This is a genomic window from Gardnerella sp. DNF01157, assembly GCF_049244225.1.
In the GTDB taxonomy this organism is placed as follows: Bacteria; Actinomycetota; Actinomycetes; order Actinomycetales; family Bifidobacteriaceae; genus Bifidobacterium; species Bifidobacterium leopoldii.
In genome coordinates, this window is record NZ_CP058388.1 from 63,936 (window position 1) to 80,431 (window position 16,496).

Annotated in this window: 13 protein-coding genes and 1 tRNA gene; 13 read left to right on the forward strand and 1 reads right to left on the reverse strand. The window is 42.2% G+C overall.

Annotation, left to right across the window (positions count from 1 at the left end; translation table 11 throughout):
• The first annotated feature begins 12 nt into the window (after positions 1–12).
• A complete protein-coding gene (gene rlmB, locus HXT38_RS00245) occupies positions 13–1,011 on the forward strand; it encodes a 23S rRNA (guanosine(2251)-2'-O)-methyltransferase RlmB (protein WP_004106172.1) in 999 nt (332 codons plus the stop codon).
• Entirely contained in the window at positions 1,008–2,771 is a 1,764-nt protein-coding gene (locus HXT38_RS00250; RefSeq protein WP_421791832.1) for an ABC transporter ATP-binding protein, read from the forward strand. Before rlmB ends, HXT38_RS00250 begins: the two co-directional genes overlap by 4 nt.
• A 135-nt stretch (positions 2,772–2,906) precedes the next feature.
• On the opposite strand, the gene HXT38_RS00255 is transcribed toward HXT38_RS00250, so the two are convergent.
• Positions 2,907–4,700 (reverse strand): S1C family serine protease, encoded by a 1,794-nt coding sequence (locus HXT38_RS00255; protein ID WP_112928824.1) that lies wholly within the window; start codon positions 4,698–4,700, stop codon positions 2,907–2,909.
• Positions 4,701–4,885: 185 nt separating this feature from the next.
• Here HXT38_RS00255 and tgt point away from each other — a divergent pair, with 185 nt between their 5' ends.
• The 11 genes from tgt to HXT38_RS00310 all read left to right on the forward strand — a co-directional run bounded on the left by tgt (position 4,886) and on the right by HXT38_RS00310 (position 16,331).
• Positions 4,886–6,211 carry a tRNA guanosine(34) transglycosylase Tgt gene (gene tgt, locus HXT38_RS00260; RefSeq protein WP_004106178.1) on the forward strand — a complete coding sequence of 442 codons (1,326 nt, stop codon included), beginning with the start codon at positions 4,886–4,888 and terminating at the stop codon, positions 6,209–6,211.
• Between the two features lie 75 nt (positions 6,212–6,286).
• Positions 6,287–6,369: transfer RNA gene (locus HXT38_RS00265), tRNA-Leu, on the forward strand.
• Between the two features lie 176 nt (positions 6,370–6,545).
• The gene (locus HXT38_RS00270; protein ID WP_421789061.1) at positions 6,546–7,316 is read left to right on the forward strand and encodes an alpha/beta hydrolase; all 771 of its coding nucleotides are present in this window, start codon (positions 6,546–6,548) and stop codon (positions 7,314–7,316) included.
• A gap of 80 nt (positions 7,317–7,396) precedes the next feature.
• Positions 7,397–7,852, forward strand: coding sequence for a nucleoside deaminase (locus HXT38_RS00275; RefSeq protein ID WP_112928821.1), 456 nt, complete (start codon positions 7,397–7,399; stop codon positions 7,850–7,852).
• A gap of 390 nt (positions 7,853–8,242) precedes the next feature.
• A complete protein-coding gene (locus HXT38_RS00280; RefSeq protein ID WP_004106183.1) occupies positions 8,243–9,253 on the forward strand; it encodes a LacI family DNA-binding transcriptional regulator in 1,011 nt (336 codons plus the stop codon).
• A gap of 216 nt (positions 9,254–9,469) precedes the next feature.
• The gene (locus tag HXT38_RS00285) at positions 9,470–10,963 is read left to right on the forward strand and encodes a sugar ABC transporter ATP-binding protein (protein WP_032842457.1); all 1,494 of its coding nucleotides are present in this window, start codon (positions 9,470–9,472) and stop codon (positions 10,961–10,963) included.
• 171 nt (positions 10,964–11,134) lie between these two features.
• Positions 11,135–12,136, forward strand: coding sequence for an ABC transporter permease (locus HXT38_RS00290; RefSeq protein ID WP_004106187.1), 1,002 nt, complete (start codon positions 11,135–11,137; stop codon positions 12,134–12,136).
• Between the two features lie 263 nt (positions 12,137–12,399).
• Entirely contained in the window at positions 12,400–13,338 is a 939-nt protein-coding gene (locus HXT38_RS00295; protein WP_004119817.1) for a D-ribose ABC transporter substrate-binding protein, read from the forward strand.
• 293 nt (positions 13,339–13,631) lie between these two features.
• Positions 13,632–14,027 (forward strand): D-ribose pyranase, encoded by a 396-nt coding sequence (rbsD, locus tag HXT38_RS00300; protein WP_004106191.1) that lies wholly within the window; start codon positions 13,632–13,634, stop codon positions 14,025–14,027.
• A 46-nt stretch (positions 14,028–14,073) separates the two neighbouring features.
• Positions 14,074–15,120 carry a ribokinase gene (locus tag HXT38_RS00305; RefSeq protein WP_004119819.1) on the forward strand — a complete coding sequence of 349 codons (1,047 nt, stop codon included), beginning with the start codon at positions 14,074–14,076 and terminating at the stop codon, positions 15,118–15,120.
• Positions 15,121–15,362: 242 nt separating this feature from the next.
• The gene (locus HXT38_RS00310) at positions 15,363–16,331 is read left to right on the forward strand and encodes a ketopantoate reductase family protein (RefSeq protein ID WP_421791834.1); all 969 of its coding nucleotides are present in this window, start codon (positions 15,363–15,365) and stop codon (positions 16,329–16,331) included.
• The last annotated feature ends 165 nt before the right edge of the window (positions 16,332–16,496 follow it).

Below are 16,496 nucleotides of genomic sequence, written 5' to 3' on the forward strand. Positions count from 1 at the left end.
GAGAATAGGAGTATGACTACGAAAAAAGGACCGACCAAGGGATCGGGTGGAAAACATCGCAATGCTTTACGCGGAAAAGGGCCTACTCCGAAGGCTGAAGATCGCGTGTATCACAAAGCTTATTTTGCTAAGAAGGCTGCTATTAAGCGCACGTTTGCGGATCCTCGTTTGGCTGCGCGTCGTCGCGTGGATAAGCTTGGTAGCGATTCAGACGAGTTGGTAATTGGTCGCAATGCTGCTTTAGAGGCTTTAAGAGTTGGAGTTCCAAGCACGCAATTGTATGTAGCTAATCGCATTGAGCACGACGATCGCACGCGCGAGATCGTGAAGTTAGCAGGCATGCAAGGTTTGCGTTTGCTTGAAGCAGATCGCCTTGAGATGGATCGTATTGCACATAGCACGAATCATCAGGGCATTATTTTGAAAGTTCAGCCTTACCAGTATCACTCTTTGCAAGAGTTAGTTGAACGCGCTGAAAAGAAGGCGCGCGCAATGGAAGCTGCTGATTCAGATTCTGCTCGCATTAATGCTCGACCATTGTTTATTGCTTTGGACGGCGTTACAGATCCTCAAAATTTGGGTGCTGTTATTCGTTCTGCAGCGGCTTTTGGTGCTAATGGCGTAATTTTGCCTGAGCGCAGAAGTGCTTCCGTAACTGCTGCCGCTTGGAAGGTTTCTGCCGGTGCTGCAGCTCATCTGCCGGTTGCTCGAGTTGTGAATTTAAATAAGGCAATTCAAAGTTTGCGTGAGCGCGGATGGTATGCAATTGGTCTTGATGGCGGAGGCGATAAGCTTGTTGGAGAAACTGGTTTTGAAACTGACCCGTTAGTTGTTGTGCTCGGTTCTGAAGGCAAGGGTATGAGTCGCCTTACACGAGAAGCGTGCGATGCTATTGCTGGAATCCCAATTTCTAGCGCGGTTGAATCTCTTAACGCTTCTGTTGCAGCAGGCATTAGTTTGTACGCTGTTGCTAATGCTCGTCGTTTGGCTGCGAAAACAGAACAACTATGAGCGAAAATACTACTGTGAATACAAATGCAGTTATTACAGATGCAACTGCAACTACGGATACGACTAAAACTTTAAATATTCCAAATAAACTATGGTTCGTAAAACATGCGCGCGCGATTATTTTTATTGCGTACATGGCTGTTGTTGTAGTAGTGATGTGCTTCCATGAGCCTTGGTTCGATGAAGCTCAAAGTTGGCTTATTGCACGCGATTCTTCGTTTGCTGATTTGTTAACTCTTCGCCCACATTATGAAGGCCATCCACCGCTTTGGACTTTGCTTCTTTCAATCCCTGCAAAAACAGGAGTGCCATACGAGATAGGTCTTAAAGGAGTGCAGCTTTTATGTACTGCGCTTTTGGGTGGCTGGCTTATTTTCCGCGCGCCTTTTAGTAAATTGGCTGTATTTTTGCTTCCATTTACGTATTTTTTGTGCTTCCAATATGGCGTTACCTCGCGTCCATATGCTCTTCTTTGCGCGGCTTTGTTTATGGTTGCACATTATTGGAAACAATCTGATTCTAAACCTTCTGATACTTGGAAACTCGCTTTAAGTCTTGTACTTTTATGTGCAATCAGCGCGTACGGTATTGCTTTATCGGCAGGTTTTGCTTTAGCTTGGATTTGGCGAGCTGCAAAATCTGCAGGAATTAAAAAAGCTTTTGCTGAAATATTCTCTAACATTAACAGATTAGTAAGCTGGATAATTCTTGCTTTAGTTGGAATTGCAAGCATTATTTGCATTTGGCCTGCTGCTAATGCTTTTGCATCACGTGAAACATTCGACGGAAATTCTCCTCTTACGCAATTCTTGTCGTTTATTTTCGTTATGCCATCAGAAAGTATGTTTACCCAATTTGCTGGCGATGTCTCTTTACGCAGACTTACACTAAGCGTACCGTCCGCGATTATTTGCGTTATTATTTCGATTTTAATATGGGCTTTCGCCGTAAGAATTACTTATCGAAGGGGCATGCTTGTTTCTTTGATACTCCCTTACTTGACTTTTGCAGTAGTTGCTACGCAGTATTTCACTTTGCATCACGCAGGAATCGTTTTTGCATTCTTCGTAGCTCAACTTTGGATGTGCATTGCGCGTAAGTCACTGGAATCTAAAGATATGCCGACGATTATTTTTAGATTATTCAAAGTTGTAAATAAAAATACAAATAAAGCTGAAAATAGCAACAGTAGATCTGCAAGTAAATCTGTTGGAAACAAAGTTATTGCTGGCATTATTACTGTTGTTTTATTGTCCCCAAGCTTGATTTGGAACGCGTATTCTTGCGTTAACGATATTCGATTCGACTATTCAGGTTCGCGCGCACTTGCGCAATTTATTAAGCAAAATCATGCTGAAAACATGCGATTCGTAACGTCTTGGCTGCATCAAGACGAAAAAACCGATAAACAAGGTAATGTTATTGTTCCTGAATTTGAAGATATTCATCAATATTCGTGGCAGCTTATTACAGCAAATCCTTATTTCTCAAAGAATCTTATTGATTGCAGTTATAAGAATAGCTCGTTTATTACAAATGAGCAGCCATCTCAAGAACAGGCATCAAATGAAGTGGATGCTTGCAAAGCAAAGAAAGAACCTAAATTCTTTGTCACAGAATCAGATAAGCCTTGGTATTATTTTGTGTATTTAAACTACAATATTGACCATTATACTGAGCGTACTATTGCTAAAACAAAATCATCTTGGAAAGCAGGGGCCTCAGAAGGAAGAATTATTGTATACGAGCGTAAAAAATAATTAGCGCATTTATATAAATACATTTAAATATATTTAATTACATTATGAAAATGCCCCTGCGTAAGTTAAGTAACTTATTTAGGGGCATTTTTATTACAATGCTTTACTTTTTAATAGTAAAACATGCGGTTTTATTTACCAGAAACCGAATGGATCAAATATTCCACCATCGTCACCATCGTCATCTCCACGTTGTTGTAAATCGTCATCGTCGTCATCGTCCGACTTACTGCCGCGTTTTTTACTAGGCTTCTTTTGGTTTTTCTTTAATTTCTTTTCTTGCTTATTTGTGCCATTAACAGCAGCTTCTTCTTGGTTGAATGTAACTTGCAACTTAAGTGTGTTGCCGTTACGAACTATTGTGAGCGTAGCTTTTTGATTGAACGCTGTTGCTCTCACATACCCGAGGAGTGCGTAATTATTGGATACAGGCTTATCGTCAAAGGCAACAATAGTGTCATTGGCTTTGAGTCCGGCTTTTTCAGCAGGGCTTCCTTGATTGACAGAAACAATTTGAGCTCCTCCGCGAGTAATTCCTTCGGACTCAACTGCTGTGCTTTTAATCATGATTCCCAGTGCTACGTGTTTTACAGAACCGTTTTTAATAATTTCTGTAACTACTCGCTTCACCAAATTTGCTGGAATTGCAAAGCCGATGCCGATTGATCCTGTAGTTTCCCCTTGAGCTGATGTTGCTGCAATAGAAGAATTAATACCTATGACTTTTCCGGCAGCGTTAAAAGTTGGGCCGCCCGAATTTCCTGGATTAATAGCTGCATCAATTTGTACTGCATTAGTTACAATTTCAGAGCGGCTTTGGTCGTCCATAACTGATACTGGACGATTCAAAGCCGAAACAATGCCTGTGGTAGCTGTATCGTCATATCCAAGCGGATTTCCGATTGCCATAACTGGTTCACCAACGGAAAGTAGATTAGAATCTGCAAATTGGACTGTCTTTAAATTATTTGGTGAATTGTCTAATTTAAGTACTGCCAAATCAGTAGTTTTATCTGCTCCGACTAATGTAGCTGAATAAATTTGACCATTAGAAAGGGTTACTTGAATTTCTTTTGCATCAGAAATTACGTGATTGTTTGTTACAACATAACCTTTTGAATCAATGATTACTCCAGAACCCTTCCCCATGCCTTTCTCTAAACGAGTTTGTATAGAAACAACGGCTCCGGAAACATTTTTTGCAACTCCTTGCCAATCTGGAGATTGACCACCTTTAACTACTGCGGTCCCAGGGCCAGAAGAATGAGAGCCGATGTTTGCGAAAGAGCCGCTTTGTGGAATTGAAATAAGACCTTGCGAGACTACAAATAGGACTACAACTACGCAAACTATTGCAGAAATTGCGGAGGATAAAATGGCGACAAAAGCAGTTGACGAAGAGCTTTTTGTTTTTCTTTTGTTACCTTTTTTGTTTGTGTCGTTTGTATTTGCTGCATTTGTGCTAATAATGCTTGTTTTTGCTATATTTTCATTTTCTTCGTTACTTGCATTATTGTTAAAATTCTGCTGCGCTGGTGTTTGATTGCCAACTTCATTATTTGGGTAAGAATTATTGTCTGTGCCGTAATTATACGGATTTCCGAAGCCGTTAAAATTATTATTTCCGTAGTAATTTTGTGATCCAATGTATTGCGTAGGAGCATTGTTGATATTTGTATTATCCGCATCGTTATTTTGGTTTACGGCGTAATTGTTAGCTGGATACTGTGTAGTGTTTGTACCAACTTCATTTTCGTTATTTGTTGGGCCGTAAGCTCCGAATTCAGGAGCTGGGCTATATGTTTGTGCTGGTTGCGTTGTTTGCGTTGGTTGTGCTGGTTGCGTCGGCTGTTCCTGCTGCTCGTAATATCCATTATTTGCAGTTTCATTGGATTCCTGCTGATTTGCACCATACATATCGTCAGCCATTCATCCTCCTTACAAAAGACTCTTAACACACCATAATAAACCATGCCATTATCTATGTAAGAGATAGTATGTTTTTTTATAATTTTTTAAATAATTTGCCTTGTAAATTTCATAAATTTTGCAAATTAATTTGGATATTGCCACATAAAAATATAAATTGTGCGTGTTTTTTATTTATACTCGTCATGCCTTCTAATAAAGTAAATGCTATGACAAGTCTTCTTGAACATCCACGCGGAGCTGAGCCGGGGAAACCTGGTGACCGCAAAGAATTTTCGTTTACAACTAAAACGCGACTTTCCAATACTGCTGAAGGTAAAGGTCGTGACGGCGCTCGCTATGGGCGCACCGGCGTAATTCACACGCCTCATGGGGATATCCAGACCCCAGCATTTGTACCTGTTGCAACGCAAGCTGCAATGAAGGCAGTGTTGCCAGAAAGCATTAAGGATTTGGGTGCTCAGTGCATGCTTTCAAATGCTTTTCATTTGTACGAACGTCCTGGCGCGGATGTTCTTGACGAAGCTGGCGGATTGGGAAAGTTTATGAACTGGGATAAGCCAACCTTTACGGATTCTGGCGGTTTTCAGGTTCTTTCTTTAGGTGCTGGTTTTAAGAAGACTCTTGCAATGGACGTTACCGGCATGAAGTCGGATGATGTTATTGCAGCTGGTAAGGAGCGCATGGCTTTTGTTGACGAGGATGGCGTAACTTTTAAGTCTCCTCTTAACGGAGCCAAGCACCGTTTTAGTGCTGAAATTTCTATGGGAATCCAGCATAAGCTGGGTGCGGATATTATGTTTGCTTTCGATGAGCTTACTACTTTGATGAATACGCGTCGCTACCAGGAGGAATCGGTGGAGCGTACGTTCCGCTGGGCTAAGCGTTGTGTTGCTGAACATCAGCGTTTAACGCAGGAGCGCGTTGGCAAGCCTTATCAAGCGTTATACGGCGTTGTGCAGGGCGCGAATTATGAGGATTTGCGTAGGCATGCAGCTGAAGAAATTGCTTCTTTAGATTTTGATGGAGTTGGAATCGGCGGCGCTATTGAGAAGCGGATTATTGGTGATACTTGCGCATGGATTTGCGATGCTATGCCGGAAAATCGACCTCGTCACGTGCTTGGTATTGCCGCAGTTGACGATATTTTTGCGTGTGTTGAAAATGGTGGAGATACTTTCGACTGTGTTGCTCCTGCTCGCTGCGGAAGGAACGGCGCAATTTTTACTCGACATGGTCGCTACAACGTAAAACGTGCTGAGTTTAAGCATGATCAGCGTCCGCTTGAAGAAGGCTGCGATTGCTACACTTGTACGCATTATTCCAGAATGTATGTGGATCATTTGCTGCGCGCTAGTGAAATGAACGGATTTACGCTTGCAACTATTCACAACGAGCGTTTCTTTGTGAAGCTGCTCGACGATATTCGAGCTTCTATTGACGGCGGATATTTTGAAGAGTTTCGCGATGAAACTCTTGCTCATTATTACGAAAAAGGTGCAAAAGGCTGAGAGTAGTTTTGAGCGCAAAATGCTAGGCTAAATATTGCGAATTTATGTTAAATATGATAGCCTTGCACTTTGTATGCGAACGTGGCGGAATGGTAGACGCGCTGTCTTCAGGTGGCAGTGAGCGTATGCTCGTGCGGGTTCAAGTCCCGCCGTTCGCACTCGTCAAAAAGGCTGGAATTGCAAGGGTTTTGCCTCTTACGATTCTGGCCTTTTGTGCAAGTATAGTGCAAATATAAAGCAACTATATTGCAACTGCAGTGCAAAAAGTGCGAATGTTGTACAAACTTCTCGAGTATTGTACAAACTTCTATTTATTACAAGCGACGGTGATGTAATGAACGCTAACGATGAACTAAATACCAATAATGCAAATAACAATTCTTACGAATCTCATATCGGTCGTGAATCGCATGTTGTGCCTGGTTATTTTGGTGAGCCTTTAAAAGTTACAAATGCACAGTATTCGCAAGGGGATGCTTCAGCTCATCCAACGCATCCGCTGCTTCTGCTTCTTCACGGTTGGGGCTCTAATGAGGAAGATTTATTGGATTTGTTGCGAGTAGTGGCACCATATAATGATGCAATTGCTTTACGCGCTCCGCTTAAGCTGGCAGAAGGTGCTTACAGTTGGTTCCACGATGCTGTGCCGCAGCGAGAAGATTTAGATTACGACATGTATGCTGCTGCTGTCTCAATCGACGAGTGGGTGCGTGAAAATATTCCAGCAAATCGCGACATTGTGCCATTTGGTTTTTCGCAAGGAGCTGCGCTCGCAGTGCATGTTTTGCGTTTGAATCCTGCGCGTTACCGTGCAGCCGTTTCGCTTTCCGGATTCATAGCTCCTAATGTTCCTGCTTCTGCATCTGAAATTGCTTTAAAAGATGACGATTTAGCTGAGCGTAATACTCCTGTATTTTTCGGCTATGGATTAGAGGATGGCGTGATTCCTCCTTACGAATTCTCGGCTGCTGCAGCGTGGCTTGAGGAGCACACTTGGCTTGAAGAACGTCGTTATCGCGGGTTGGATCACGCTGTTGATATGAACGAAATTGGCGATATTCGCAAGTGGTTCGTAACTCACGATATTTCTTCTGGGCTTATGTAAATTTACTTAGATTTATGTAAATTTATTCGATTTTGTTTTTTCTTAATCTGTAAATTAATCTGTAAAGTGATTTCACGAATATGCGCGATGAGATAGTATTTGCAATGAATCAAGCCTTGAATTTGGCTCGAGAGTCTGCTTCTGCAGGCGAAGTTCCAGTTGGAGCAGTTGTGCTTGATGGTGGCGGTAATATTATTGGCAAAGGCGCAAATATGCGGGAACAGAGTGCTGATCCTTTGGCTCATGCTGAAGTGCTTGCTATGAAAGATGCTGCTATCTCGCGTAAATCTTGGAATCTATCTGACTGTACTCTGGTAGTAACTCTTGAACCTTGCCCTATGTGTGCTGGGGCTGTGCTGCAAACGCGTCTTAAACGCGTGATTTTCGGGGCGTGGGATGCCAAACTTGGTGCGTGTGGGTCTGTGTGGGATATTTTACGAGATCCTCATGTTGGCTCACGCCCGGAAGTCATTGGTTCAGTATGCGAATCTGAGTGTGCTAGGCTCTTGCGAAACTTTTTTGCGCATCAACGTTAGATAAGTGTTGCATTATTTTTTAATGTTGCATTTAATTCAAGATAGCGCAGTGCATGAAAAGTAATTTTTAGCGTGTTCCCCTTGTGTTCATTCTAACAAAATGTTATAGTTGCGGTAACGTTACCGCATGAGGTAAGTTGAAGAAACCGACAATTGTGGGAACGTTATCTCAATTTGCGGATTCTATTCAGCGCTGATGAAGCTGCTCGTTGAGAATAAGATTGCACAGAGGCTCTTATGCATGGTTGCATAGTGCTGTTTTTCTCCGACGAGAGGAGTATATGGAAAAACGTAGTATAAAACATGGAGTACAAGCTAAAATCAAAACATATCGATAACAGTGCAAAATTGTTAACACTGGTTGAGCATAAGAGATGAGCTGGAGGTGTCATGTCGTACATTACGATTCGCGATGTTGCGCAACGTGCTGGTATATCAGTATCAACTGTTTCTCGCGCATTGAATAATACGGGTCGTATATCGGCAAACACTAAGGCGAAAGTTGAGCGTGCAGTTGCGGAACTAGGTTATATACCAGATTCTCGCGCTCAGGCGATGCGGTCATCTCGTACTAAGACAGTGGGGTTACTTGTGCCAGATATACGCAATGCGTATTTTGCTGAGCTTGCGTATACTGTGCAAGACTCGTTGTTTGATGCCGGCTATTGTGCGTTTATTGGAACATCTTCTGAGAGTGCGGCTCGTCAAGATTCATTTATTACAAGTATTCTTTCTCAACGCATTGATGGTGCGATTATTGTGCCTCAAGGTGAGGAAACTGATGCTATGAGAATGTTGATGGAGCAGCATCTTCCACTTATGTTTATGGATCGACATGTGGAACCTCGGACTGGCGATTTGACGCATGTGCCAGTTGTGGATTCGGATCCAGAGCAAGGTATTCGTGACGCATTATTGGATGTTAAACAACATGGTTTTTGCTCAGTTGGCTACGTGTCGGGTCCAATTATCGCTTCACCGTCACTGCAAGAACGTGAACAAGTATTTCGTACAGTGGCTTCGGAGATATTTGGCGAAGAACATGTATTTGTAGAATCTACGGGATTTGAACAATCCTCATGTGCTAGCGTGTTGCATCGCATGATTAGCGTTGGTGTAAAAGCGCTTATTATCGGCTATTCGCCAGATGCGCTGCGAGTGATGGATGTAATGGCTCGTGAAGGATTAGTGATAGGCAGTGATATTTCACTTATCTCGTTTGATGATGTTGAAATATTCCGCTTAGCAACGCCGCGTATTTCTACTATTTCGCAACAAGTTCAGCGCATTGGTCGTACTAGTGCTGCACTTTTTTTGGATATGTTAGAACATAATGTTGATGTTCAATCGCAGCGAGTAGAAACTATGTATATTCCGCGTGAATCGTTAGGAAATGCGTAGCTGTAAGGCTGTTATTCTATAGCTTGACACTATTGTTATTGATTTTTGTACCGTGACTTTGTAAGCGTGTGCAGCAATCGCCTGAGCGTACCGTTGTTGTTACGTTTTTGCATGCACATTGCGGCATAATTCTCATCCAAAGTACAAGCGTAATGTAGCGTAATTTATTGCATTTTCGTGGCAGCAGTGGTGCTGTAGCGAAGAAAGAGGTAGGACATGACGGAACTATCGCTAGTAGGAGTATCGAAAATATTCGGTAATTCTACGGTAGTTGACAATGTGTCTGTAACAGTAAAACCAGGTGAAGTGCATGTTCTCCTTGGTGAAAATGGTGCGGGCAAGTCAACAGTTATTAAGATGATGAGTGGCATTTATCAGCCAGATAAAGGTCATATTGAGATCAATGGTGAAACAGTGCGAATTCCTAATGTGGATACTGCTCGCAAATTGGGCATTGCTGTGATTCACCAAGAGTTAAATTTGGTGCCAGAACTTTCTATTATGGAAAATTTGTTCCTTGGTATGCTTCCTACGAAAGCTGGTTTTGTTAGTCGGGCGACGATGCGTGCTCGTGCGGAATCTGCATTGCAAGTTATCGGTTTAGATGAAGATGTCAATAAGCCAATGGGACAACTTGGTGTAGCTCGTCAACAAATGGTAGAAATAGCCAAAGCACTTATGCAACATGCATCTATCCTTATTCTTGATGAACCAACAGCTGCTCTAACAAAACCAGAATGTGAACAGTTATTTAACATTATGGAAGATTTAAAATCCAAAAATGTTGGAATGGTGTTTATTTCTCATCATTTAGATGAAATTGCGCGTATTGGTGATGTTGTAACTGTACTTCGCGATGGCAAATACGTCGATACTGTTGATGCGCAAGTTCCTGAGAAGGAACTTGTAAAACTCATGGTAGGTCGTGATATTACAAATCAATTCCCTCATGGCAAACGTAGTCAAGGCAAAGAGCTGCTAAAAGTAGAAGGCTTAACGCGAAAAGGTACGTTAGAAAATGTATCCTTCAGCGTTCATGCTGGCGAAGTTGTGGGTCTTGCAGGTTTGGTAGGTGCTGGTCGTACCGAAGTTCTTCGTGCAATATTTGGTGCAGATAGTTATGATTCAGGTTCAATAACTGTTGATGGTAAATCTATTGCGAAAGCGAATATTGCAGGAAGCATCGCAGCTGGTCTTGGTTTAGTCCCAGAAGATCGTCGAGTACAAGGGTTGATTCTTGAAGCATCTGTTGCAGAAAATTTGGGAATTTCTACATTAGTTCCTACAGCACATGCAGGATTTGCGGATTTGAAAGGGCAGCGTACTCGCGAAGAAGAAACTGCAAAAAAATTGCGTATTCGTATGGCAAACATTGATCAACCCGCTGGTTCGCTATCTGGCGGTAATCAACAAAAAATCGTGTTCGGCAAATGGTCTATGGCGAACGTGAAAGTGCTATTGCTGGATGAGCCTACTCGTGGTGTTGATGTTGGTGCTCGTGTAGAAATTTACGAGTTGATTAACAGTATCGTAGAAAATGGAGGTGCTGTGCTGATGGCATCCTCAGATTTGCCTGAAGTGCTTGGCATGTCAGATCGCGTATTGGTGATGTCGAACGGCAGAATCAGCGGTGAATTAGCTGCAAGCGAGGCTACGCAGGAAAGTGTGATGGAGCTTGCAGTGACTCACCTTAATACATCTGGTATTTGAGCATACAGGAATGAGTAAAACCTTACTGCTTTCAATATGAAACTGATACATGAGCCATATTGAAATCTTAAAAATTAAAGTTACCAATCAAACGTAAAACTTGCATACAACAATTTATTGCACACAGTAGTGCAGTGAGTTATAGCAAAATTTGTTAAAGGAGTATAAATTATGGCTGCTACGAGTAGTGCAAAATCTGAGCATTTGGGATACGGTGCAGTTGATAAAGGATTTTTGCCTGCAGCGAAAAAGTTTGCGTCACGTAATGGCGCTCTTATCGGCTTGATTATCTTGTGTGCTGCGCTTTCGTGCGCCACGCCAGCATTTTTGACAAGTGTGAATATTCTCAATGTGGGTATTCAAGCTGCGACAGTTGCTATTTTGGCATTCGGTCAAACCTTTGTCATCGTGTCCGCTGGTATTGATTTGTCAGTAGGTGCGGTGGCTGCAATTTCTAGCATGTTGGTTGCGTATACAGGCGTTTCTATGGGGTTGCCGCCAGTGTTAACTGTTGTTGTAGGTATAGTAACCGGTGCGCTTTTTGGTCTTATTTCAGGTGTTGCGAACGCTTTTCTTAAGTTACCATCGTTTATTGCTACATTGGCAATGATGTCTGTTGCGCGTGGACTTACCCTTGTTGTTTCAGACGGTCGTCCTATTTCTACCTCTGGCATGGTGAATTTCTTTGGTGCCAACATATTAGGTATTCCAATGCCAATCGTGATGATGATTATCATGGGTGTTATTGCTGCAGTAATACTGAACTTCACCACTACTGGTCGTTCTATGTATGCTGTTGGTGGAAATATGGAGGCCTCTCGCCTTTCTGGTATCAATATTCATAAAACACAAATTATGGTGTTTATTTTTTCCGGTATTTTCGCTGCCATCGCTGGTTTAGTTATTGCCGGTCGTTTACATTCCGCTCAGCCTCAGGCCGCCACTGGCTATGAAATGGATGCTATTGCTTCTGTTGTTATCGGTGGTGCTTCGCTTTCAGGCGGTAAAGGTAAGATTTCTGGCACTTTCGTAGGAGCAATTTTGCTGGCTGTAATTCGTAATGGCTTGAATATTTTGAATGTTTCCTCCTTCTGGCAGCAAGTAGTTATTGGTTTGGTTATTGCCTTTGCTGTGAGCCTTGACACTTTGCGCCGCAAGGAAGATACGCACTGACAGCAAATTAATACTTTTATAAACTTGATCTTCTCGTAGGAAGGAGGTGAATCTTGCAAATGTTGATTCGTAAGTGGCGAGTAATCAATATTTTCAGCAAGAATTGAAACGATTTGGAATATTATAACTGAACTTTATAACTCAAAACTACGTAACAATAAGGTAAAGAGATGGTGAAACATCAGCCTTATGTCACTGCAACATTGTGGATTTATCGAACTAAAAACTTGCGGTAGCACAGGGCAATAATCAAAGGAGATATGATGAATTATCCAATTATGCGTCGAGGCGTAAAGATTGCTTGCGCGGTTGCAGCAGCATCTGCACTTATTGTCAGCATGAGTGCATGTGGTAGTACTAATGGTGGCGATAAAGTCGCATTGCTAGTTTCTACTTTGAATAATCCGTTCTTTGTGGATTTACGTGATGGTGCCCAAGCTGAAGCAAAGAAACTTGGTGTTGATTTGCAAGTTTCCGACGCTCAGAATGATTCTGCAAAGCAGCAGGATCAAGCGCAGAATGCTCAATCACAAGGTGCAAAAGCTGTTATTATTAACCCTGTAGATTCTGATGCTGCTGGTCCTGCAGTTGCCCCGTTGCTAAGCGCGAACTTGCCTGTGATTTCTGTTGACCGTTCTGTAACTGGTGAAAAAGTTACTTCGCATATTGCTTCCGATAACGTTGCTGGTGGTGCTCAGGCTGCTGACACGCTAGCTAATAGTATGGGCGAAAAGGGTGAAGTTTTGGTTTTGCAAGGTATTCCTGGAGCGGCTTCTACTCGCGACCGTGGCAAAGGATTCAAAGATCGTATTAAAAAATATTCAAATATTAAAGTTGTAGCAGAACAAACTGCTAACTTTGACCGTGCTGAAGCATTAAATGTGGCTACTAATTTGTTGCAATCGCACCCGAATGCAACCGGCATTTACGCCGAAAATGACGAGATGGCATTAGGTGCCATTCAAGCATTAGGAGCTAAAGCTGGTAAAGAAATTAAAGTAGTAGGTTTCGATGGCACTGCTGACGGTATGAAAGCTATTAAAGCCGGCACAATGGCTGGAACAATTGCTCAGCAGCCAAAGGAACTTGGTCGTTCTGCCGTTGCTGCTGCTGTAAAAGCTATTAAAGGGCAAAGTGTTCCAAAGACTGAGCCAATTACTGTGAAAACAGTGACAGTAAAGAATGTGGGTGATTTTGAGTAATACATATTTGCATAAAACTATGTAATTCTGTGTATAAACATTAAAGTTTATGTTGAGTAGTTTTATGGATTAATATAGCTAATGCAAAATTTATATGGCGCTGAGAGCATTCATGATGTTTTCGTGAAAATAATTGTAACAGTAAAATTTATTAATACCGTATGATTTAGCGTTCTCAACGCCATTGTTTTCTTAATAAGATTTTTATCATATATGTTCGTGGTGGCGCATTTGTTATAAAGGTGATGATCATTGTTGATGTCGCTTTCATGAGCCACGATATGGGGTGAATTATGTTAACTCATGGTATTTTGAACGCACAATTAGCAGCTGCTATTGCAAAATTGAGGCATAAGGATCAATTTGTTGTTTCTGACTGTGGCTTGCCTGTCCCAGCGGGCGTAGAAGTTATTGATTTAGCCTTGGTTTTTGGAATACCGCGATTTCCTGATGTGCTTGCATCAATAAAGGACGATCTTGTTCTTGAGTCTGGTATTATGGCGGAAGAAGCTTGTGATGATGTTCCAGAAACATGGGTCAAGGATTTGCTTGGTGTGCCATTGACTTATGTGCCTCATGATGGCGAACAAGGATTTAAGTCTCTTGTTTCGCAAGCTAAATTCGTGATTCGAACGGGTGAGACTACTCCGTATTCTAACGTGTTGCTGCGTTGTGGTGTTCCATTCTAAGCTTTGTTTTGCGCAATATTTAGGGAGAATTATGTGTAGTTATCATATGCTTGACTCGTTGGAGAGTTTAGAAAAGATTAAAGTCATTCAGCCTGTTAACGTGGCTTTGCAACGTGAGACATTGCCTGCGTTACGAAATATGAAGATGCCTACTGTAGCGATAGTTGGTTCTATGAATGCGGATTATACTATTGTTGCTAATCGTCTTCCTATGCCTGGTGAGACCATTAAAGGTGACGAAATACGAATACTGCCTGGAGGTAAGTCAGGTAATCAGGCAGTATCTGCTGCAAAGCTTGGTGCGCACGTATGTATGTTCGGTGCTGTAGGTAATGATGCTAATGCTGATTTTCTTACTGGTGCTTTGCGAGAATCTGGTGTTGATACGACGTATGTACGTCATGTACCCAATTGCAACAGTGGCGCAACAGTGATTACAGTGGATGCGCAAAGTGGCGAAAATACTATTGTTTATGCGCCTGGATCTAACTCGCAAGTTGATATTGATTATATTCAGTCGTCATCTGTGCAAGCTGCTATTACTAATGCAAAAGTATTAGGGCTTTGCTTGGAAAGTCCATTAGAATCGGTTACGATGTGCGCTCGCTTAGCACATGAGCATGGCGTAAAAGTTTTGCTTAATAATTCGCCTTTTTTGGATACATTACCGCGAGATCTTATACGATCTGCAGATATCTTACTGGTCAATGAGCATGAAATGGCACAGCTATTGCATATTTCAGAACCAGATAGTGGTGATTGGGATTCATTTGATTGGAAGCATACGCTTCATGCAATGCATGAGTTTGGCTTTAATGAGGCAATAGTAACACTTGGCTCACGTGGGTCTATGGTTTTGGATTATGCTGATAATTCGGTGCATCGAATTATGGCTCAGCATGTCAATGCCGTTGATACTACGGGTTGTGGCGATGCTTTTATGGGTACTGTGCTTGCGTGTTTGTCTGTGGATATGCGGTTGGTTGATGCGGCGTCACTCGCTTCTTATGTAGCTGCATATGCTGCTACTGGATTTGGCGCACAAGCTTCCTACGGTACAGTTGCTCAAATTCGTCAATTTTTTCACTTGTAAGTAGGTGATGCATGCATAAATTGTAAGTATATTCAGTTGACGTTCGCGCCTTGCCGATGTACAGAATTTTGACATTCTTCTAAAACTGTGTAATATGCTATAAAAACCAAAAAGCAGTTGGCTGATTTTAGTCACTACAATCAGCCTTACTGCTTTTTATTATATTCACAGCCGCTTCGACGAATTTCCATGTATGCACGAATTTCGCCTAAGCACATTTTTATCTAAAAGGAGGTGTCACTATGAGTGGCATGAAATATGCAATGATCGGTTCGGGAGCTATGGGATATCGCTATGGCGTTTTGTTGCAGGAAACGGCTGGCATTCATGTTGATTTCATTGATGCCTGGGATGAAAATGTGAATAAAGTTCGCGAGCAAGGCGGCGTAATGGTGAGCCGTGACCACGAAAACCGTCATTTAGTGCCGATTAATATGTATACGCCTGAAGATTATGACGGCGATCCAGACGTGTGGATCGTGTTTATGAAGCAAATGCAGCTTGCGGAAATGTTGGAGCGTTGTAAGCATTTGTTTAAAGAGCATCAGGTTGTGTTTGCTGCTATGAATGGTTGGGGTCATTTCGAAAAGTTGCAGCAATATTTCCCGGATGACCATATTTATGGTGGAACTGCAATGATTGCAACCGTTTTGAACGGTCCGGGCGACGTTGATTTTATTGGTAAAGTTGGCGTTGGTACCATGAACATGTGTGCGTTAAACGAGCAGGTGAGCGATGTTGAGCTTGCTATGCGAGACGACTTTAAAGCTGCAGGCTTGAATCCTACTATTACGGAAGATTTCAATGGTACGTGCATGGCGAAGGTAGTTTTCAATTCCGTAGTTAACACTTTGTGCACAATGTATCAGATTCAAATGGGCCAGTTTATTTCGTACCCTGGGGCTATGGATATGGCTCGACAGCTTATTAACGAAGCGTACGACGTGTGCGATCGTGCAGGAATTCGTATGGTTAATACGCGTCAGCAGGAGTTGGAGGCTATCGATTACGTAAGTCGTGTTGCAAATCCTTTGCACTATCCTTCTATGTACCAAGATATGAGTCGCGGACGAAAGACTGAAGTCGATTACATTAATGGTTACATAGCAAAGCTCGGTCGCGAAAATGATTACGTTTGCCGTACTCACGAATTCTTAACGCACGGAGTTCATTTGGCAGAACTCGCGTTCAAGCTTCATAATCAGCAATAATTTAGAGAGTATCCCTATAGCTCTTGCAATGAATGAGAAGGAGGAGCGGCTCGCGGTTTTTACTGCGGGCCGCTTTTTATGATCCGCGCGTAATATCTAATATGCTGATAAAATTTAGAGTCTAAAATCATAAATATTATTAAATAAATAAAATTATTTGTAATA

What these genes read in the sequence shown, in the direction of transcription:
- rlmB (WP_004106172.1), top strand. Translation starts at nt 13, where the DNA reads ATGACTACGAAAAAAGGACCGACCAAGGGATCGGGTGGAAAACATCGC.
- HXT38_RS00250 (WP_421791832.1), top strand. Translation starts at nt 1,008, where the DNA reads ATGAGCGAAAATACTACTGTGAATACAAATGCAGTTATTACAGATGCA.
- HXT38_RS00255 (WP_112928824.1), bottom strand. Translation starts at nt 4,700, where the DNA reads ATGGCTGACGATATGTATGGTGCAAATCAGCAGGAATCCAATGAAACT.
- tgt (WP_004106178.1), top strand. Translation starts at nt 4,886, where the DNA reads ATGCCTTCTAATAAAGTAAATGCTATGACAAGTCTTCTTGAACATCCA.
- HXT38_RS00270 (WP_421789061.1), top strand. Translation starts at nt 6,546, where the DNA reads ATGAACGCTAACGATGAACTAAATACCAATAATGCAAATAACAATTCT.
- HXT38_RS00275 (WP_112928821.1), top strand. Translation starts at nt 7,397, where the DNA reads ATGCGCGATGAGATAGTATTTGCAATGAATCAAGCCTTGAATTTGGCT.
- HXT38_RS00280 (WP_004106183.1), top strand. Translation starts at nt 8,243, where the DNA reads ATGTCGTACATTACGATTCGCGATGTTGCGCAACGTGCTGGTATATCA.
- HXT38_RS00285 (WP_032842457.1), top strand. Translation starts at nt 9,470, where the DNA reads ATGACGGAACTATCGCTAGTAGGAGTATCGAAAATATTCGGTAATTCT.
- HXT38_RS00290 (WP_004106187.1), top strand. Translation starts at nt 11,135, where the DNA reads ATGGCTGCTACGAGTAGTGCAAAATCTGAGCATTTGGGATACGGTGCA.
- HXT38_RS00295 (WP_004119817.1), top strand. Translation starts at nt 12,400, where the DNA reads ATGAATTATCCAATTATGCGTCGAGGCGTAAAGATTGCTTGCGCGGTT.
- rbsD (WP_004106191.1), top strand. Translation starts at nt 13,632, where the DNA reads ATGTTAACTCATGGTATTTTGAACGCACAATTAGCAGCTGCTATTGCA.
- HXT38_RS00305 (WP_004119819.1), top strand. Translation starts at nt 14,074, where the DNA reads ATGCTTGACTCGTTGGAGAGTTTAGAAAAGATTAAAGTCATTCAGCCT.
- HXT38_RS00310 (WP_421791834.1), top strand. Translation starts at nt 15,363, where the DNA reads ATGAGTGGCATGAAATATGCAATGATCGGTTCGGGAGCTATGGGATAT.